The following is an 18,529-nucleotide window of genomic DNA, read 5'->3' as shown; positions in this document are numbered from 1 at the left end:
AGGCGAATCCGGCCGCGTCACCAGCCCTCACCCCGCTGACCTGCACCTTCAACCCGGCAGGTACTCCAGAACCCCTGAATTACGCGGAACGCAGGCTGATCATCACCAACGGTTTCCACACCGTCGACTGCCTTGCCCCCGCCTCCCGGACCACCGAGGCGTACGCCTGGCTGATCCTGTCGGTCGGTACCGGCCAGGCCGCCGGAACCGCACTCGCCGGCGCCCTCTCCGAGCACCCCCACGTCCTGGCCGGGCTCCCCGCCGCCGGCGCCGCAACCTCCCTGGCCATCCTCATCCTCGCCCGCCGAAAGCTCGGCCCCGGCCGCCGCCTCGGCCGCCACCGTCGCCCCCGCCAGGCACAGAACACCAACTCGCATACTTTCGAATGGAATTCACGTATGGCCGTACGAACGGAATGGAAGATTGTCCACAGCTGTGGACACACAAGCACCCGGGACCTGTCGGACCGTCCCGCCGACAAGCGGGCCGGATTCGCCCGCTGGCTCGGAGAACGGGACTGCTCCGACTGCTGGAAGGCCGCACGCGACTCCGACACCACTACCCGCGAGGAATGGCTCGCCGCCAAGCGCGCCGAGGAACAGCAGGCCGCGCTCGCCTGGACTCAGCAGTTCGACATGCCGCCGCTGGAGGGCCCGGAGCGGGCCCTGGCCTGGGGCGAGCGATCCCGCTACCAGCTGGTGACCACCGCTTATACCGCCCTCGTCTCCGAAGGGTCCTGGGACGAGGCGGACTGGTCCGCTCTGGAGGAGAAGATCCGTATGGTCACCCGGGCCGGCTGGTGGATCGACCAGCGCGATGCCGAGGGCACGGACCTTCCCGAGCTGCTCGACGCGGCCACGGCGGAGGACCGCGGGACGGAGAATCCGTTCCGGTAACCGGGGCGGGCGCCTATATATAGCCGACGATCCCCGGTCAGCCAAACCGGGGATTCTCCAGACGATTGAAGTACTTCACCAGCCGCTCCCCGCGGCAGGTTCTTGGAAGGACTTCTGCCGTGCCCGACGCCACCCGATCCACCTTCGTACCCGCCGATGCGATCACCCCCGAGCGCGACATCACCCACGCCCATTTCGCGCCCGGCGACCGGATCGTGGTCATCAAGGGCGTGGACGAGGGGACCCTGTGGGGAGAGGCGATGACGGTGGTCACCCCGTCCTGGCACACCCCGACGAATGAGGACGGGTGGCGCCTGCGCAACCCTGACGGCGGGGCGCGCAGCTTCATCACCGGGCACCCCCGCTACCTCGTCCACCTCTCCGCGGCCTGCCCTGACTGCCTGATCTACCAGCGGGCCCTGCAGGACTACCTGGTGCCGAAGTTCCCCGGCAGCGAGGCCGTCGATGTGGGCTGGTACTCGATCACCGAGCTGAACCAGCTCGTCCACGTCGCTGACGGCCGGGCCGGCCGCCGGTGATCCCCACGGTGCACGAGCGAAGCACGTCCTGCGTGGACGGGCTCGCCGAAGCGCTGGGCCGGCCCGTCAGCGACCAGGAGGGCCTGACCACCGAAGGGACCATCGTCGCCCACTGGCGCTACCTCGAATGGTTCACCGACGAGGACCGGATCTGGACCTCGACCGAGTGGGCCCAGCACATCGACGACCCGCACCGGCAGCACCCCTTCCCCGCCGACTACCGGGGCGACCCCCGCGTCATCTTCCACACCAGTGTCCGCCTGCACCCCAAGGACCGGGAGCTCGCTCCCGCCGAATGGTCCGAGGTCGGCTACCGGCTCGCGCGCGTCGCAGGGATCGCCCCGCCCGGCGACCCGCATTCCAGCAGGTGGATCGCTGTCCGAGACCAGCCCGACCGTCTCGACCTGCTGGCCAACCTGATCCGCGAGGACGGCAACCCGGCGGCCGTACCACGGCAAGTGCATCACGTCCTGGCCGCGGAATGCCGGCGCATCGAAGCGGACCTCGGCCTGCTCTCCCCGCAAGAGCATCACGTCAGCCCCTTCCAGGCCAACATGCGGGCCGCCACCCAGTCGACCGCCGAGCGGCTCGACCCCAGCATCGCGGCGCACCTGTCCGACGAGGCCCACCGGCACCTCATCGCCGCAAGCCGCCTCATGGAGAGGGCCGCCCAGCATCTCGGCGGCCCGGCCCCAAGCCCTTTCCCTCTTCTCCCCGCCGGCTTCCCGGCGCCCCGATCCCCTCGGGGCCGCTGACCGGCGACACCCCGTGCAGAAAGCATTCTCTTCTTGGCCCTTGCCCACCGAATTCTGACCATCCGACGCGATCCGCACTCCGGTGAAGTCCTCGCCCGTGGAGGCGATCCGGAAGCCCACAGCCTCCTTGAGCGTAGCGGGTTCGTCCCCGTGGTCCGCCGCCACGAGACCTACCACCGGCTACCCACCGGCCTCGACCAGGACGAGGAGATCCGCCTCGCCACCCGGGCCGTGGCCCGCCTTCAAACCGTCGGCTACGACCTCGACACCGACCCCGTCTTCGCCACCGAGCGACACGAACCGCACTACCTCACCCTCGGCGACCAGGTCCGACACCTCGCGGTCCGGATCGGTGAAGCCGAGAGCACCGAAGAGGTCGCCGACGCCCTGACGGAACTGACCGCCAGCCACGACGGCATTCTGACGACCCTCGCAAAAGTCCTCACCGCCACAGCCGACTTCCTGCAAGACCTCGGGGAACCCGCCGACCCGCACACCGCCGCACAGCTGCACTACCTGGTCGACGAACGCCTCAACGTCATCACCTCTGACCTGCGGCACGTCCGCAACCAACTCGCCGATCGCCAGGCCGCACACCCCCACCGCGCACCCTGCCCGCAGGAAGTCGCCGGCAACGAGCGCGAGAAGTCGGCCTCCTGCCCCTGTCCCGCGCCCACCCGTATCTCCACCACGCCCAACGCACCGGCCGCCGCTCCGCCCGCCCCGGCCGGCCGCCGCCGCTGACCCGCCCCGATCACGCCCGAGGAACCCATGCCCGACCACGATCCCGAAGAACTCGACTCCTACGCCGCCATCCTCACCCCGCTCCTGCCCGGCACCTGGACCCGTGAACTGCGCCAGCACAGCGCCCACGACGACCAGTTCTTCCTCACCGCCGACGTGTGGGACATGAACCGCGTCGCCGACGCCCTCGCCCAGCACCCCCTGAAGCAGGACATCATCCTCACCAGCGAGGACGGCCGGCGCCTGTTCCTCATGGACCACCCCCGCTACGAGGACGAGTTCCTCGTAGCCGCCATGGCCCCAGCCGACACCCACGCGGAGGCGTTTCGCGGCGTGCCGGAGCCGGACGGCATCACGATCACCGCCGACCCCGAGCAGGCCGCCGACGCCATCACCACCCAGCTCCTGCCCCGCTACGAGACCGCCCTGGCCCAGGTCCAGGACAACGCCCGGCGCCTGAACCGCGCCTCCGCCCAGCCCGACACCCTGGTACTGAACTGGACGGAATCCGGCGACCTCACCGCCACCACCGACCGGGCGGAGGTGGCCGACGTCCTGACCACCCACGGGTTCGTCCACGACCCCGACCAGCAGACGTACGTCGCCTCCGGCGACGACACCGCCCACCAGGCACAGTGCGTACGGTCGGCCGGCACCGCACTCGGCGCCCTCAACATCGGTGTGACCCTGCGCGCTCCACACCGGGGCACTCCGGCAACGTGGCCGCTGCCCGCACCGCGCCCAGCCGGGGCGAACATCGTGCGCTCCCGGTGAAGGACGGCGGAGAGCCCGACTTCCTCGTCCTCGGTTACGTCACCATCACCCGAGACCCGCGCACCCAGCTGGTGGTGACCAGCAGATGCACACCGGATGCCGCGGGCATCCTGCAGACCGTCGGCCGTCTCCGCGACGGCGGCGTCCAGTACCTGCGCCAGCCGCACGACATGCCCGTCGACCAGCAGCGTAACTACGCGACAAGGACGCCCTCGCGATGCGGCTGATGGACACCACCAGCGCCCTCTCGCGCGGCGGAGACGAGATCTGCAACATCCGCAGCCAGGCCGCCGCCGCCAAACCGGCCGCCCCACAACCCCCGGCGCCTCCAGGCCCAGCAGCGTCGCCGCCCGCCCGGGAACGCTGAACCCGCCGCCCTCCTCCCCCGAAACGATCATGCCTCCTCTGCGCCATCGACCCGATCTCGCGGCCTTCGCAGAAGGCCTCGCCGCCCGCCTGCCCGAAACCTGGACCAGCACCTACACCCGCCACGCGGCCTACCACGATCAGATCGCCACCACGAGCTCGGTGTGGGACATGGGAGCCGTCGGCTACGCCGCCTCCAACTTCGTCCTCGGCCACCAGGCCGTGCTCACCCGAGCCGACGGAGCACGCCTGCTGCTCTTCGACCGCCCCCGATACCGGCACCAGTTCATGATCGGTGCGCTCGAACCAGACGCCCATCACGACGCCTTCCACCAGGTGGACGAACCCAACGGCATCACCATCCCCGCCGACCCCGCCCGCGCCGCCGCCCAAGTCACCCGCAGGCTGCTCCCCCGCTACGACAAGGCACAGCGCCAGGCCCGGCACAACACCGCCCACCCCACGCCCCGCCGACCCGAACCAGTACTGATCCCCGGGGCGGTGAGCATGGCCTGGCACCCGGACGGCGCCGTCGGCGCCGTGACCGGAGTACGCGAGGCCACCGAGGTCCTGTACTGCGCCGGATTCCAGTACCACCCCTACCACCGGCAGTTCCTCCTGCCAGCGTCGTACGGCGACCGCCAGCAGATCGCCCGCATCCAGGCCGTCTCCCAGCGGCTGGCCCATCTCGGAGTAGGCGTCACCATGCGCCCGGCCCGGCCGGCCCCCGCGCCCACTGCACTGCCCAATCGCCCGCCCACCCCGGCGGTCGCCTCTGCGACCCGCTGATCCACCCACCACCGTGAGGAGATCCCCCGTGGGAAATCTGGCCGACGAAGCCGGCACCGACGTCGAGATCTACCGACGGGCCCACACCCCCGGCAGCATCCACATCGTCAGCCGCAGCGACGCCCCCGAAGACCTCCTGGCCCTCCTCGACCGTGCCGGCCTTGAACGCCACACCGAGGCGACCTCCGGACCCGTCTACATCTGGCACGAAACCCCCGACGGCCTGACCGAGAAGGCCCAGAACCAGCTCGCCACCCGCGCAGCACTCCCGCTGCTCATCGCCGACTACAACGTCAACATCGACCCGGACATCTACGACGTGACCGCCTGGGCCCAAGCGATGGCCGAGCACCGCCAACGGCAGGCCGGCCCCCGGGCCGCGCCGCCCGCCGCAATACCGCCGCAGGGACCCAGCTCCCCTCCTCGATCCCGCTGACCACGCCGTCCCCGGCTCCTCCCGGGCCGGGGACGGTTCCAGCCCAACCCGCCTGGAGCATCACGATCCAGCAGACCCCCAACCCACTGCCGCCGATCTCCCCCGCCCGGCGCCCGCGCCTGGCCGTCTTCATCCTGCGCCGCTACCTGCGCGCCGTAACCGCCGCACCCTCCGGCCGGCACACCCCCGCCCATCCCGGCCCATCCGGCCACACGGCCACGTCCCGAGGCAGAGCGACCGGCCCCGACCATCCCCGGAGGATCATGACCGTCCACGACCCCGAAGCCCTGGCCAGCCAGATCGCCGAGCAGATCGCCCAGCTCAACGAATCCCTGGCCATGTCCCCGCCCCGACAGGCCGCCCGCGTCCTGGGGCAGGTCCTGGACCCCGAGGAGGGGGTCCTCGCAGCCCTGACCGCGTTGGTGGCCACCGGATCACACTTCGCGAAGGGCCCGGCTCTCACCGGAGCCCTACCGCCCGAAGTCTGGCTCGCCCTGGGCCGTGCCGCGAACCAACTGCACGACGTCACCCTCGATCTCGACGAGCACGCGGAAGACATCCAGCGGCTCACCCAGAGCCCCCCGAGCACCGCGCTCCCGCCGACCCCGTCGCCGCTCGTCGCCCGGAGACACCGGTGAAGAAGACCTGGACCGGCTGGGGACCGACCGCCGACCAGCCCCAGCAGCACTACCTGGTCGAGCCTCGCCACCTCGGCGGCGGAGGCGACCTCCGCTTCGTCGCCGAGTACCTGCGCGCCTCCGGCTGGAAGGACATCTCCCGCACGGGCGGCCCCATCGTCTTCGACAGCCCGGACCGCTCCGTGCGGGTCGGCTTCGACCCCACGGCGATGCCCGGCGGCTGGACCGTCTCCGGACAAGCCGTCGGGCATCAGGCGGCCTGGAACGCCACGTTCACCACCGCCGTACCGATCGAGATCGTCGCCGGTTTCACCGACACCCTGACCAAACCGCGCTCCGCCCACGCCCCGAACGTGTGGGCTCCGCTGGAGGAGAACGGGTGGGAGACCTCCCGTGTCGAAGAGAAGCGCCAGGATCCCGAGGAGAAGATCGTGCACTTCGTCGCGGTCGCCCCGGATCGCAACGCCTGGCTCCAGTACCACCAGGACGGGCCCGGCCAGGGGCACTGGTGGGCCGGTGCCCGCACCGAGCACGGCCGGGCCTGGGACGCCGTCTTCACCTCCACGACACCCATGCACCTGGTCCAGGCATTCTCCGCTGCCCTCTCGGACCCCACCCCCTTGCTGCGGCCACGCGGCCATGTCCCCGCCACGAAGTGGATCCGCACCACCTCGGTGTCCGTACGCCCCTCCGAACTCGGTACCTGGCAGCAGGCCCGGATCACCGCCGCCCGCGCCGCCACCTGGGCCCGCAACTCCTGGAACACCACCCGCCAGCGCACCCCCTCCAGCCCTTACACGACAGCCGGCACCAAGGCTCGCCGCTGACCCTCCGGCCCATACCACTACCACCGAGGAACCCCATGACCGCACTCTCCAACGGCCCCAGTCCGGAGAAGATCGACCAGGCCGTCGACATCCTCCTGGAGCTAAGGGACCACCTGCGGGCCGAGCCGCCCACCGACGAGGTCCTGACGCTGCTGATACCGCTCGTCGACGAGGACGACGGCATCCCGATGCTCCTGTCCGACGTCCTGCGCGCCGCCGCCCGAGCCATCGCCACCGACGCCGACCCGTACACCAGCGACGTCAGCTCAGTGGTCGCCACCCTCCGCGAAGCAGCCACCGAGATCATGCAGTGGCACTCGCTGCACTGGGAGGTCCGCCGCCTGGACCAAGCCATCGACGACACGCCGGGAGCGATGTCCTGAGCCAGCGGCCCTTCATCCAAACTCGCGCCGACGAACCGCACAGCCGGATCTGGTTCGAGACCAGTCCCCGCCACCTCGCAGGCCGCGGCGACCCCCGCCACATCACCCAAGCGCTACGGGCAGCGGGATGGTCCAACCACTCCGACCCGGACTACCCGCACGTGATCCTGGCCAGCCCCGACCAGCGCTACGCCCTCGCCCTGGAGCCGGAAAACGAGTCGTACTCCAAGTGGTGGCGGATCAGCTGCACCAGCGACAACGAGAACTGGTACGCCGAGTTCGGCGGGAACACTCCCGTGGAGATCCTCGCCGGATTCACCGACGCCCTCCTCGCCCCAGCGCCCGAGACCACCCCCGATGTGTGGTCCATCGTCCAGAAGGCGGGCTGAAGCTACACCCAGAAAGAGCGCGGCCACGAGCTCGCCGAACACCCCGACGGCATCCTGCAACTCCGCCGCTGGGACAGGAAGATCAGCTGGAACACCGGCTGGATAGCGTGCGCGCTGGTTCCCGACGGCCTGGGCGGGCGAGAGTCGCTGTGGGAGGCCCGCTTCGGCAACGCCCCGCACGTTGCTGCCGCGTTCGTCACCTCTCTGGTCGACCCGGCGCCGGTCGCACGGGCCGAGTTCGACGTCCCGTACGCCAGCCTCGTCACCCAGAACCCTGGCGGTCGCCAAGCCGACGACCTCGCCGCGGAACACACCACGCGCCTGGCTCGCGCCCAGGCCACCGCCGGACACCGCCGTCGGACCGCCCTGACCACCCAGCCCGTCACCAGCACCGCTGCGCCGGCGCTGACACCCGCACACGACCAGTCCCTCAAGGAGTCGCCCCCCTTGCCCGTCACCGACCGGCAGCTCGCCGCCTTCGCCTACGACCACGAGAACAACCTCGGCTCGGCCATCACCCCGCGCTACCTCGCCGACGCCGGAGACCCCCGCCACGTCACCCACGCACTGCGGTCCGGCGGGTGGAGTGTCGACTCCGACCCGCTCCACCCGTCGGTCCGTATGACCAGCCCCGACCGCGCATTCCGCCTCGACCTCACACCAACGCCAAGCGGTTACACCCGCTGGTGGCGCATCGACACCAACCACGGCCCCGGCCGCTGGTCCGCCTCATTCAACGGCGACACCCCTGTCGAGATCGTGGCCGCGCTCACCGACGCGCTGATCCGACCCGAGCCCGAAGAGCCGCTCCCCGCAGTGGTCGACATCCTCACCGGCCGGGGCTGGGAGCACAGCAGCTCCGAAACGGGCTCGCAGAAGTTCGCCTCCCCCGACGGCATAGTCCAGATGGAGCTGTACATCTCCCCCGTCGTCGGCGTCATGGGCTGGAACGTGGAGGCGGCCCGCCACCACGGCGAGCACGGCCCGCAGGGACGCCTGTGGCGTGCCCTCCTCGACGAGGCGACACCAGCCCACCTGCTGGCAGCCGTCGCCGAAGCGATCTGCAGCCCTGCGCCAGTCCTGCGAGCCCGATTCAAGATCAACCGCAGTGAGCACCTCGTCCAAGGTCGGGAGTTCGCAATCGGCTCCGCAGTGGTCAGCGCCCACAAACAGCGCCTGGCCGAGGCCCGTCACCACCGACCCAAACCAAGCCTCACCGCCATCGCCGTGCCGGCGCCCGCCCTCCCGGCCGCCACCGCACCGTCGCGGGCCGCCCGGTAGCCGCCCGGACCCACCCGCCCCGTCGCCCAAGGGAGCCCGTGACGAAGTCCCCGACCCATCCCGAGGACGAACTCGCCCTTGGCCAACTCGCCCTGTTCCTCGACGAGGCGAAGCAGATCCTCGCCGCCTGGGACGACTACTCCGACCAGCACACCAATCCCATCGACGGCTGGCCGGACGACGAGACGGCCTACGCGGTCCGCAGGTCCCAGCTCAATGCGGACACCTGGCGCTCCTACAACCGGATCCGGCTCAGGGCCAAGGACCTGCTCGCCACAGCCGCCGCCGAGCTGGAAGCGCTCCCCGAGCGCAGCGTCCATCCCCACTGGGCCTGGAAGACCGGCCGCCTGCAGACCGCCCATGAAGGGCTCGATGTACTCCAGAGCCAGTGGCTCGACCTGCGCGCCGCCTTGCCCGCGTCGGCGCGGCCCGGAGCCGAGGAGTACGACGCTCCGCTCGCCGAACGCAACGTCGAAGCCTGGCAGTACTTCGACCAATGGTCCCTCCACGGCAAGGCCGTCCTCGACATCCACAACGCCTGGCGACGCAGCCAGTCCCGGCCGACGCCTGCTCCGGTGGCCCCGATCCTCCGCCTGGACTCCAGCGCGGCAAGGCCCCGCCGGTAGGCGCCCTCCCCGGCCGAGCCTCCACCCCCACCCCTGGAATCGCCCTCTTGTCTAATCCTTCCCCAAACTCCAACTCCGACGGCTACGACATAGCCTTCAAGGCGCTCCTCGGCGCGTTCGCCGTCGCCCTACCCCTGTCCACCCTGGCGTGGCTGGGCGGCAACACGACCGCCTGGATCACCAGCAGCGACCCCTGGGTTCCCTACCAGCCGGCCGAGGCCCTTCTCCACCCCGAGCGCCTCTGGCCCGCGGTAGGAGAAACGTCCCTGCTGATCGGCACCCGGATCCTGCCCGCCGTGGTCCTCCTCGTTCTCACCGTGTTCGGCTACCTGTGGTGGTCCCGGCACAAGGGCACGATCGGCAAGAGGAAGCGGATCGCTGGGATGGCCAAGCAGAAGGACATCGAGCCGCTGCTCGCGAAGGCCATCACCGCAAAGGCCCGCTCACTTCGGCCGAGCCTGAAGGACGCCAAGGCCATCGAGGCCAAGGACACCGGTGTTCTCCTCGGCAACCTGCAGGGCAGCCGTCACGAAGTCCGGATGGGTTACGAGGACGTCGCGGTCGCGATCATGGCTCCCCGGTCCGGGAAGACGACCTGTCTGGCCATCCCCGCGATCCTCGCCGCCCCCGGTCCCGTACTCCTGACCTCGAACAAGGCCGCCGGTGACGCCTACACCGCGACGCTCGATGCCCGCGCAGTGGACGGCCGGACCTGGAGCATGGATCCGCAGCAGATCGCCCACGCGGCCCGCGAGATGTGGTGGAACCCCCTCGCCTCCGCCAAGTCACTTGACGGAGCTGGCCGTTTGGCCGGCCACTTCCTCGCGGCGAGCGTGGACGCCTCCCAGCAGGGAGACTTCTGGTCCAAGGCCGGATCCAACATCCTCTCCCAGCTGTTCTTGGCCGCCGCCCTGGACGAGCGGCCCATCACCGACGTCATGCAGTGGCTGGCCTTCCCTGCCGACCGCCGGCCCCTGGACATCCTGCGCGACCACGGATTCTCGGCCGTCGCCGCCCAGCTCAAGGGAACCGTCGAAGGCCCCCCGGAGACACGCGACGGTATCTACGAGACCGCCCGCCAGTACGCCTCCGCCCTCCTCAACTCCGAGATCGCCGCCTGGGTCACCCCACAGAAGGACATCCCGGAGTTCAAGCCCGCCGAGTTCGTCACCAGCCGGGACACCCTCTACCTCCTGTCGAAGGACGGCGGCGGCGGAGCCAGCGCGCTGATCGCGGCGTGCGCGGACTCGGTGATGCGGGCCGCGACCGCCCAGGCGGAACGGGCCGGCGGCCGGCTGGACCCGCCGATGCTCGCGATCCTCGACGAGGCCGCCAACGTGTGCAAGATCAGTGATCTCCCCGACTTGTATTCGCACCTCGGGTCCCGCGGGATCATCCCGATCACCATCCTGCAGTCCTACCGCCAAGGCCAGAAGGTCTGGGGGGATGCGGGCATGGACGCCATGTGGTCCGCGTCCACGGTGAAGGTGATCGGCTCCGGCATCGATGACCCGGATTTCGCCGACAAGCTTTCGCGGCTGATCGGGGACCACGATGTCGAGACGAAGTCCACATCGGTCTCCGACTCGGGGAAGTCCACCAGCTTCAGCATGCGCCAGGAGCGGATCCTTCCCGCGGACGCGATCCGCGCCCTCCCCAAGGGAACCGCGCTCTGCTTCGCCACCGGTATGCGGGCCGCCATGCTCGACCTGCGCCCCTGGTACCTGGAGCCCGGCGCTGAGGCCCTGTCCGCCGCTTCCGCCGACGCGTCACGGGGCATCACCGCACGCGCCGTCGCCAAGCACGCGCCCCAGCAGGACAACTACGGTCCCGCCGCGTAGTCACCTCGCCTCCGCGCCCCACCTGGCGCCTCTCCCGTCTGGAGTTCCGGATTGCAGTACATCGACCTTGCCGAGCAGACCCGCATCCTCGGCCAGGTGGCCCCCACCCTGAAGTCCCTCCGCGAGGAGGTGGAGAGCGTCAGGGCCGGACAGATAGACAAACCCCTGCGGGACATCGGGCCGATCGCGCTTCGCACCCAGGAACTCGCACTGCAGTGCACCCAGCAGGTCACCCTCCTTTCGACCAGCCAGTACGCCGCCATGAAGGACGGCCACCACAACCTCGCCGAACTCGTCGAAGCCACGACCCTGATATCCCTCGCCGCCACCCTGTGCACCTTCGCCATCCACCACCGCACCGAAGTCCTCCTGTACGAAGGTGCTGATGAGACCCCGGCCACGAGCCGCAGCACGCTTGCCAAGGTCACCGAGGAACTGGACCGGGCCGCGAGGACGTACGGCCGACAGGCGCATCGGCTGTCACACCGCCTGGCCTCGTTCGCCGCGCGGCGGGAGGACCAGCAACTCATCGCCCGGGCGGTCGTCGACCCGGGCGGGACCAGCACGCCGACGGAGCCCCAGGCCCGACTCGGGGATAGCGGCCCCTCGATAGGCGGCGCAGGAACACTGCAGCACGTCGGCACAGCCCCCGCGCCCTCGCCGCCCTCGCACCAGCTCTCCGCCCCTGTCCGCCGGCGGTAGCTCCCGATTCCCCAACGAACAAGGAACCGTATGCCCGCCTCATCTGCCTTGCCCCGCCCTGGCGTCCCCTACGCACCCGCCGACCTGGAGTACCTCACCAACGCCTACCCGACTGCGAACCGGGCCCAGTGCCGTGGCGCCGCCGGCACCATCATGGCCAGCCGCATCCCGGCCGCCGTGTATCTCACGCCGCCGGCCAGGACCAGGCGATGACGGCCACAGCGCACCCCGGGCGTTCTCACACCACCGAGCGCGAGTCGGCCCACTTCGCCGATACGCCCTCGGCCCAAGACATCGCGAAGGCCCTCGCGAACCGGATTTCCACGAACCCGCCACCTCCGCCCCACCTCGTGACCGTCAGCTTCGGGCTCCTGCGCGGCGCCGAGTCGCGCTACCAGTACCGGTCCTCCGGCGGATCCGCGCTCGGCCTGGCCAACGCACTGCACGCCGAGCTATATGGACTTCCTGTCGAACAGGAAGCGCTCCCGGCCGCGTTGGACGAGCTGCTCCTGGCAACCGGGCACGACGACGACCAAGCAGCCGTGCTCGCCCAGGTCGCCGCGCAGCTGGAAGCCGCCGCCGTGCTCATCGAGCGAGCTCGTCATACCGCCCAATGGAGGCAGCTACCGCAGTCCCTGTCGGCGCAGCTCGCTGCCAGTCAGACCCTGGCCAGCCAGCTGGCCTCCGGTCTGCTCGGCCTGGCTCCCGGCTTCGCCAAGGGCAGCAAGCAATCCACCCTGCCCTCGGCTCCCGCTGGCTCCGCGCCCGTGGCCACCACGCGGGCCAGGCGCTGACGAGAAGCCGGTACCCGCACCTTCGAGGCGGCAATCCTTCGCTCCCTGCCCCACCGAATTAGGAGATCAGCCTTGCCCGAACCACCAGTAGAGCCGTTCATGACGATCCGGCACGCCATCACCGGTGAGATCACCACCACCGGCTACAACGCCGCCGCCCGGCGGATCCTGCTCCAGGCCGGCTTTGAAGAGGCGCCAGGCTGCGCCTGCCGAGCGACGGAGCCCGGTATGGAGCGGGGGCACGGGCCTGCTGGGCAGCCTGCGAGCTGCTCGTCGCCAGGGCTCCCCTGCACCGGGCCCGAGCCCTCGGGCGGCCGGTGAGCGCCGACGGTACGACCCGGCTGGCCCTGTCTCGGATGCCGGCACAGTCCGCGATCCGCTCCGAGAGCGGCCAGCCCCTCCAGCACATGACCAACCCCGCCCGCACCACTACCTGTTGAAGGAACCTTGTCTTGACCACACCCGTACCGCCTACGAGTCCAGCGCGGACCAAGGGTGGCGAACTACGGGCCAAGGTGGCCCGGCTGCTGGCCGACCAGCCGGCGGACAAGCTCACCATCGGGGACATGGCCCGGCAGCTGGGCCATTCCCACGGCGCCGTCCGCAACGCCGCCCTCACCCTGGTGCGTCGCGGCGAGGCCGACCAAAGCGGCACCGGAAGCGGGCAGCCGGAGTTCCGTGCGAACGCGAAGACCGCCGCAGCCGCGCAAGCCGCTGTGATCAGCCCACCGGGCACCCACGCTCCCCGCGCCCAGACAGCTACGGCCCGCACGGCCGCTCCCGCGGCAGCCACGCCCAGGCAGACCGGCCCGATCCGCCGCGCGGGGGGCCAGCTCTACCACCCACGGAAGCTGGCCGACCTGCCCGACGTCGAGGCGCTGAACCGCCTGCGCGACGCCGACGTGCCGGTGCTGCTCTACGGCCCTCCGGGCACCGGCAAGACCTCGCTGGTGGAAGCGGCGTTCCCGGACCTGCTCACCGTCGCCGGTGACGGCGACACCACGGTCGGCGACTTGATCGGCGAGTACACGCAGGCCGACGGCGGAGGTTACGTCTTCCAGTACGGTCCGCTGGTCACGGCGATGACCGAGGGCCGCGCCCTGCTGATCGACGATGCCACCTTGATCTCCCCGAAGGTGTTGGCGGCGCTGTATCCCGCGATGGACGGGCGCCGGCAGATCCAGGTCAAGGCCCACAAGGGCGAGACCATCAGAGCCGAGCCGGGCTTCTACGTGGTTGCGGGCCACAATCCCGGCGTCCACGGGGCCGTTCTGACGGAGGCGCTGTCGTCCCGGTTCAGCGTGCAGATCCAGATCGGTACGGACTACGACCTCGCCCTGGCTCTGAAGATCGACGCCCGGGTGGTCCGGGTCGCCCTACACCTCTCCCGCCAAGTCGAGCTCGGCGAGCTGGGCTGGGCCCCCCAACTGCGAGAGCTGCTCAGCTACCAGAAGACCGAGGCCGTCCTCGGCACCCAGGCCGCGCTCGCGAACCTGGTCGGCATCGCTCCCCTGGAGGATCGCGACGCCGTCGCCGACGCCGTCATCAAGGCTGTCGGCGTCAAGAAGATCGCGCCCCTCACCCTCGGCAAGCAGCTCCCCGCCTCCGCCCTCCGGAAGCCCCCGGGCAGCCCCGTCTCCGCGCACCGGGGCCGCTCGCGATGAGCGCCCACCACCACCACGTCCAGTCCCCCGCCACCGCGCCGGACGACGACGCCGACCTCGCGCGCTGGGACGACGACGGCGCCCCGCCCGCACAGCCGCGTTCCTCCCCGGACGCGTGGCTGCGCGTGGGAGCCGAACTCGGCGATCGGCTGGTCGCCCTCTCCGGCCGCCAGGACCTCCTCGTCACCTGCCGTCCTGGCACGCGCAGCGGCGCACCGGCCGCGTTCTTCCCCACTCTGGGCGAGGTGGAGTTCGACGCCGGCCTGTTCTCCCCGCTCCAGCCCCACGAGATCCATCCGCGGATCGTGGGCGACGAGGAGCGGTATCCCGCCGCCTGGGGAGTGTTCGTCCACGAGGCCGCGCACGCGGCCCACTCCGTCTGGACGCAGCCGGCCGGAGCGGACCCCCGTGTCGTCGAGGCCGCGCTCCTGCTGGAGGAGAGCCGTGTCGAAGGCGCACACCTGACCAGGCGGCCCACGGACCGCACGTACCTGCGCACCAGTGCCCGAACCCTGGTCATGCCCGACATCGCCCACCCCACCCTCCAGGGCATCGAGCACGCCGCCTCCGTGGCGGCCCTGGTCCTCGGCCGCCGTGACGTCGGCATCCTGGACGCCGGCGAGACCCGGGCCGTCGCCGATCTGTGCGGAAAGGTGCTGGGCGCAGACCTGCTGGCCACCCTCACCGGCATCTGGACCGCAGCCCATCAGTGCGCCGACGACGACGCCACGACCATGCTCGCGCACGGTCAAGAATGGTGCGACGCTCTGGACATCGCGGCCCCCGCCCTGCCCGTGCCGGAGAACCTCACCGATCTGCTGTCCGGCGCCGTGGGGGTCGTCATGGACAGCACGGCCGCCACCGACGCCGCCGACCTCGCGGCACAGGCCGCGGCCGCCAACGCCATGGCCGCGCAGTCCAAGGCGCAGGCTCAGGACCGCGCCCAGCGGGCCGGCCAGCGACGCCAAGCCGCCGCCACCGCCAAAAGCGTCTTCAACACCCGCGGCACCACCGTCAACCCCGACGGCACACCGGCGCCCCGCCGCAACCCGGTCACCGGCACCCGCCGGCCCACCGCCGCCGAGCAGAGTGCCGCCTCCCGCCTGAGCCGCGCCCTGCGTGCCGCCGCCTACCGCGAGCGGACCGAGGAACGGACCACCAGCCCCACCCCGCCCGGCCGCCTCAACATGCGCGCGGCCCTCGCCCGCGACGCTCAGCGCGCCGCCGGGTCGGTCCCCACCGCGGAACCGTTCACCCACACCCGCCGCCGGAACTCCCCCACCCCACCACTGCGCGTGGGTATCGCCGTCGACGTCTCCGGCTCCATGAGTGCCGCCTGCGCGCCCGTCGCGTCCGCTGCCTGGATCGTGGCACGCGCAGCAGCCCTGACCGACCCCGACTCCCTCACCGCCACCATCGCCTACGACAGGCACCTGACCGCATTGACCCGACCCACCCACCGAGCACCAGAGCGCGTGACGACGTTCACTGCCAACGGCGGCCACCACAACCTCGGTCACGCCATCGACGCACTCGACCACGGCCTCGAACTCAGCCGCCCCGGCGCCGGCCGCCTCCTCGTGATCGTCACCGACGCCCAGTACGGCAGCGACGAAACCGCTCAAGCCGTCACCCGCGTCAAGCAGCTCACGACCGCCGGCTGCGCCGTACTCCAGCTCACCCTCACCGCGAATTCCCAACACCTGCCGGGGACCACCTTGCTGCACCTACCCAAGCCCTCCACCGCTCCCGCCGCCATCGCCAAGGCGGCCACCGACGCCATCCGCAGGACACGCTGAGACGACGCAGAAGGCGGAAGCGTCCCCGAGACCACCGCCACGCCCTCCAGCCCACCATCCCCGCTCTGTCACCCGCGCCCGGCCCCGTAGCGCCACATCCGGTGCCCGCTCCTCCCTAGGATCCTTCTTGGACAACACCTCATCCGAGGCATCTCGCACGACCACACGTCTTCACTCGCTGTCCGCCGACTTCGGCGCTTTCGGTGAACTCCTCTCCGGAGAACGGCCCGTCGCCGGATCCGACTCCCTGCCCCAGCTCGCCTCCTGGTATGCCACTGCCCAAGGCCATTCCGCCGCCGCCCTTACGCTGCTCCTGACATCGACCGAGCAGGGATACACGCACACCACGGTCTCCGGACACCACGCGGTGGGGTCCCTCGGACAGCTCGCCAAGATCTCCTCCGACATCACCGCCCACCTCATGGCCGCGGTCTCGGTGGCGGCCGAGTACCACCGCATCGACGGACTGCCGGACCCCACCACGGGCCGGACGACCAGCCGACCGTCCGTCCCCCGCCGTGACCTCGACGACCACCTGGACCGCGCCGTCGAGCTGATCTGGCCAGCCCGTGCCGCCTGCCACAACGCCGCCGCGTTCACCGAGACCGCAGCCCTGCGCGAAGCGAGCCGTGCTCCCGCCCCCGCCGAGCCACCGAACCCGGGGCGCAGCATCTTCGACATCCCGCAGTCCCCTTCGACTCCCGACAAGGTCACGCTGACCGCCATCCAGCACCGGGCCCTGCACCTCATCCACACGAGCACCGTCACGTACAGCCAGTGGCCCCGCAAACGGCCCGTCGTGGACAGCGGTTCCCCGGAGCGCATCCCCGTACGGTCCGTCGATGCCCTTGCAGACAAACGGCTGGTGGCACGGGACGTGAGCACCGGACTGCAAGTGGGGCAGCGGCTCCGCCTCACTCCGGACGGGCTCCAGGTCCTCCGCCGCCTCGGCTCCGCTCCGGAGCCGGCTGTTCCCGCCCGCCCCCGCCATCAAGGCCCCGCCCCTGTCCGCTGACCTACCCTCCTCCCCGGTCCAGCAAGTCCCGCCGGGAGGAGCGCCCTTCGAAGGCCCCAGCTTCATGACCGACGACGCACTGTTCTCCCTGCCTGGCCTGCCCTCATCCCCCACACCGAAGCCCCGCAGCCGCACCGGGCCGCCAACTTCGCCGCCTACGCCTGCCCCTCCGCGTCCCGCAACGCCGCTCACACCCTGCCCGGCTTCACCGCCCGCGCCAGAGGCTCCCGTACCGGCCGTTGCCGGTCCGCCCTCTCCGGTCCTGCGGCTGCTCGCGCTCGCCGACCAGTTCACCCAGCACAACGACCAGCTCACCCGCCTCCAGCCGGCGTACGCCGCCGCACAGGGCCACGCCTCGGCGAACAGCCTGGTCAACGCCTGCCTGGAGGCCGTACAGGCCATCGTCGAACAGGCGGCGTACGGGGGCGTGGCCGTGACCGAAGCCACGGTCCGGATCAAGCAGTTGGCTGTTCTGACCGGCCAGGCCGTCCGGCACCTCGCCGACGCCAAGGCACTCCTCGGCACGACTCGTTCGTCATCGGACGCACCTGCAGGGAACGGGGGCATCGCGCATCGGATCCAACTGGCCGGTGAGCTGACGCTCTTGGCGCCGGTCGCGGCCGTGGAGTCCGCGAGCACCCTCGCCACGGAAGTCCACCGCCGCCGGCCCGCGGCGGCCACCGGGGCCGACGCTCTGGCCCCTTCCCAGCGGACCGCCCTGCACGCCACGGCCCGAGGACACCTCGTCATCGCCCGGCACCAGGGCCACGAGGCCGTCCACAGCCGCGGCAACTCGGTGCGCATCGAGACCCTGCGCGCTCTCGAACAGGCCGGGCTCCTCGCCGTCGAGCCAGGGTCCGCGCCGCCCGCCTTCGGCGCAGGCCCCCCTCGCGACCGGGTCCGCCTCACCCTCACCGGAGCGATGGCCCTGACGGCTTCCCTCGGCCGCAGCCCCCGCACCCCAGCTCTATCAGCCCTTCCCGCCCTCACCGCCACCGCCGTGCCGGCCAGCAGCCGCCCCCGCACACGCTGACCCGGAAGGTCTCCCCCACCCCCATCGCCCACCTCGCGCCGTGAACGCCTTCGGCGCCCGCACCACCCTGGATCCCCCTCCCTTGGAAAACCCCCGATACCGAGTGCTCTCCCTGGGCGCCGGAGTACAGTCCTCCACCCTGTCGAACTCTGCGAGTTCAGACTTTCCGAGAGGTCTTCAGCAGGAACCCGGACCTGCGTTGTGTCTCCGCTTCGGCATCAAGGGCCGGGTTCGGGCC

The 18,529-nt window shown here is 71.0% G+C and carries 23 protein-coding genes; all 23 read left to right on the top strand.

Going from position 1 to position 18,529, the window contains the following annotated elements; genetic code table 11:
- The first annotated feature begins 398 nt into the window (after positions 1-398).
- The 23 genes from ACGFYY_RS41210 (at position 399) to ACGFYY_RS41100 (ending at position 18,291) form a co-directional block, all read left to right on the top strand.
- Positions 399-896 carry a hypothetical protein gene (locus tag ACGFYY_RS41210; protein ID WP_393717611.1) on the top strand — a complete coding sequence of 166 codons (498 nt, stop codon included), beginning with the start codon at positions 399-401 and terminating at the stop codon, positions 894-896.
- Positions 897-1,015: 119 nt separating this feature from the next.
- Positions 1,016-1,435, top strand: a complete 420-nt coding sequence (locus ACGFYY_RS41205) for a hypothetical protein (protein WP_393717607.1) — start codon at positions 1,016-1,018, stop codon at positions 1,433-1,435.
- A gap of 8 nt (positions 1,436-1,443) precedes the next feature.
- Positions 1,444-2,190 (top strand): hypothetical protein, encoded by a 747-nt coding sequence (locus ACGFYY_RS41200; RefSeq protein WP_393717605.1) that lies wholly within the window; start codon positions 1,444-1,446, stop codon positions 2,188-2,190.
- A gap of 150 nt (positions 2,191-2,340) precedes the next feature.
- Entirely contained in the window at positions 2,341-2,934 is a 594-nt protein-coding gene (locus tag ACGFYY_RS41195) for a hypothetical protein (protein WP_393717603.1), read from the top strand.
- 27 nt (positions 2,935-2,961) lie between these two features.
- Complete coding sequence (locus ACGFYY_RS41190; RefSeq protein WP_393717601.1) at positions 2,962-3,708, top strand: hypothetical protein; 747 nt, start codon at positions 2,962-2,964, stop codon at positions 3,706-3,708.
- Positions 3,705-3,935 (top strand): hypothetical protein, encoded by a 231-nt coding sequence (locus ACGFYY_RS41185; protein WP_393717599.1) that lies wholly within the window; start codon positions 3,705-3,707, stop codon positions 3,933-3,935. The genes ACGFYY_RS41190 and ACGFYY_RS41185 overlap by 4 nt, the downstream gene beginning before the upstream one ends.
- Positions 3,936-4,104: 169 nt before the next feature.
- A complete protein-coding gene (locus ACGFYY_RS41180; protein ID WP_393717597.1) occupies positions 4,105-4,863 on the top strand; it encodes a hypothetical protein in 759 nt (252 codons plus the stop codon).
- A gap of 28 nt (positions 4,864-4,891) precedes the next feature.
- Positions 4,892-5,299 (top strand): hypothetical protein, encoded by a 408-nt coding sequence (locus ACGFYY_RS41175; RefSeq protein WP_393717595.1) that lies wholly within the window; start codon positions 4,892-4,894, stop codon positions 5,297-5,299.
- Positions 5,300-5,562: 263 nt separating this feature from the next.
- Positions 5,563-5,937 carry a hypothetical protein gene (locus tag ACGFYY_RS41170; protein WP_393717593.1) on the top strand — a complete coding sequence of 125 codons (375 nt, stop codon included), beginning with the start codon at positions 5,563-5,565 and terminating at the stop codon, positions 5,935-5,937.
- Complete coding sequence (locus tag ACGFYY_RS41165) at positions 5,934-6,764, top strand: DUF317 domain-containing protein (protein ID WP_393717591.1); 831 nt, start codon at positions 5,934-5,936, stop codon at positions 6,762-6,764. The genes ACGFYY_RS41170 and ACGFYY_RS41165 overlap by 4 nt, the downstream gene beginning before the upstream one ends.
- 35 nt (positions 6,765-6,799) lie before the next feature.
- On the top strand, positions 6,800-7,147 hold the full coding sequence (locus ACGFYY_RS41160) for a hypothetical protein (protein ID WP_393717589.1): 348 nt from the start codon (positions 6,800-6,802) through the stop codon (positions 7,145-7,147).
- A 161-nt stretch (positions 7,148-7,308) separates the two neighbouring features.
- Positions 7,309-7,536, top strand: a complete 228-nt coding sequence (locus ACGFYY_RS41155) for a DUF317 domain-containing protein (RefSeq protein WP_393717587.1) — start codon at positions 7,309-7,311, stop codon at positions 7,534-7,536.
- A gap of 447 nt (positions 7,537-7,983) precedes the next feature.
- Complete coding sequence (locus tag ACGFYY_RS41150; RefSeq protein ID WP_393717585.1) at positions 7,984-8,817, top strand: DUF317 domain-containing protein; 834 nt, start codon at positions 7,984-7,986, stop codon at positions 8,815-8,817.
- 38 nt (positions 8,818-8,855) lie between these two features.
- The gene (locus tag ACGFYY_RS41145) at positions 8,856-9,443 is read left to right on the top strand and encodes a hypothetical protein (protein WP_393717583.1); all 588 of its coding nucleotides are present in this window, start codon (positions 8,856-8,858) and stop codon (positions 9,441-9,443) included.
- 47 nt (positions 9,444-9,490) lie between these two features.
- Positions 9,491-11,284, top strand: coding sequence for a type IV secretory system conjugative DNA transfer family protein (locus ACGFYY_RS41140; protein WP_393717581.1), 1,794 nt, complete (start codon positions 9,491-9,493; stop codon positions 11,282-11,284).
- Positions 11,285-11,335: 51 nt separating this feature from the next.
- A complete protein-coding gene (locus ACGFYY_RS41135; RefSeq protein ID WP_393717579.1) occupies positions 11,336-11,986 on the top strand; it encodes a hypothetical protein in 651 nt (216 codons plus the stop codon).
- Between the two features lie 30 nt (positions 11,987-12,016).
- A complete protein-coding gene (locus tag ACGFYY_RS41130) occupies positions 12,017-12,199 on the top strand; it encodes a hypothetical protein (RefSeq protein WP_393717577.1) in 183 nt (60 codons plus the stop codon).
- Entirely contained in the window at positions 12,196-12,780 is a 585-nt protein-coding gene (locus ACGFYY_RS41125; protein ID WP_393717575.1) for a hypothetical protein, read from the top strand. Before ACGFYY_RS41130 ends, ACGFYY_RS41125 begins: the two co-directional genes overlap by 4 nt.
- 99 nt (positions 12,781-12,879) lie before the next feature.
- The gene (locus tag ACGFYY_RS41120; protein ID WP_393717573.1) at positions 12,880-13,101 is read left to right on the top strand and encodes a hypothetical protein; all 222 of its coding nucleotides are present in this window, start codon (positions 12,880-12,882) and stop codon (positions 13,099-13,101) included.
- 194 nt (positions 13,102-13,295) lie between these two features.
- Positions 13,296-14,444, top strand: coding sequence for an AAA family ATPase (locus tag ACGFYY_RS41115; protein ID WP_393717609.1), 1,149 nt, complete (start codon positions 13,296-13,298; stop codon positions 14,442-14,444).
- Positions 14,441-16,243 (top strand): hypothetical protein, encoded by a 1,803-nt coding sequence (locus tag ACGFYY_RS41110; protein WP_393717571.1) that lies wholly within the window; start codon positions 14,441-14,443, stop codon positions 16,241-16,243. Before ACGFYY_RS41115 ends, ACGFYY_RS41110 begins: the two co-directional genes overlap by 4 nt.
- A 127-nt stretch (positions 16,244-16,370) precedes the next feature.
- Positions 16,371-17,258 carry a hypothetical protein gene (locus tag ACGFYY_RS41105; protein ID WP_393717570.1) on the top strand — a complete coding sequence of 296 codons (888 nt, stop codon included), beginning with the start codon at positions 16,371-16,373 and terminating at the stop codon, positions 17,256-17,258.
- Between the two features lie 64 nt (positions 17,259-17,322).
- Positions 17,323-18,291 carry a hypothetical protein gene (locus ACGFYY_RS41100; protein WP_393717568.1) on the top strand — a complete coding sequence of 323 codons (969 nt, stop codon included), beginning with the start codon at positions 17,323-17,325 and terminating at the stop codon, positions 18,289-18,291.
- Positions 18,292-18,529: the final 238 nt, after the last annotated feature.

The organism is Streptomyces sp. NPDC048331 (assembly GCF_043201215.1).
Taxonomy (GTDB): domain Bacteria; phylum Actinomycetota; class Actinomycetes; order Streptomycetales; family Streptomycetaceae; genus Streptomyces.
The sequence above is the reverse complement of the archived record's forward strand: the minus strand, read 5'-3'. Positions and strand labels throughout refer to the sequence as shown.

Coding starts and splice junctions, on each gene's coding strand:
- ACGFYY_RS41210 (WP_393717611.1), top strand. CDS start 399: ATGGCCGTACGAACGGAATGGAAGATTGTCCACAGCTGTGGACACACA.
- ACGFYY_RS41190 (WP_393717601.1), top strand. CDS start 2,962: ATGCCCGACCACGATCCCGAAGAACTCGACTCCTACGCCGCCATCCTC.
- ACGFYY_RS41180 (WP_393717597.1), top strand. CDS start 4,105: ATGCCTCCTCTGCGCCATCGACCCGATCTCGCGGCCTTCGCAGAAGGC.
- ACGFYY_RS41170 (WP_393717593.1), top strand. CDS start 5,563: ATGACCGTCCACGACCCCGAAGCCCTGGCCAGCCAGATCGCCGAGCAG.
- ACGFYY_RS41160 (WP_393717589.1), top strand. CDS start 6,800: ATGACCGCACTCTCCAACGGCCCCAGTCCGGAGAAGATCGACCAGGCC.
- ACGFYY_RS41130 (WP_393717577.1), top strand. CDS start 12,017: ATGCCCGCCTCATCTGCCTTGCCCCGCCCTGGCGTCCCCTACGCACCC.
- ACGFYY_RS41125 (WP_393717575.1), top strand. CDS start 12,196: ATGACGGCCACAGCGCACCCCGGGCGTTCTCACACCACCGAGCGCGAG.
- ACGFYY_RS41120 (WP_393717573.1), top strand. CDS start 12,880: ATGACGATCCGGCACGCCATCACCGGTGAGATCACCACCACCGGCTAC.
- ACGFYY_RS41110 (WP_393717571.1), top strand. CDS start 14,441: ATGAGCGCCCACCACCACCACGTCCAGTCCCCCGCCACCGCGCCGGAC.
- ACGFYY_RS41100 (WP_393717568.1), top strand. CDS start 17,323: ATGACCGACGACGCACTGTTCTCCCTGCCTGGCCTGCCCTCATCCCCC.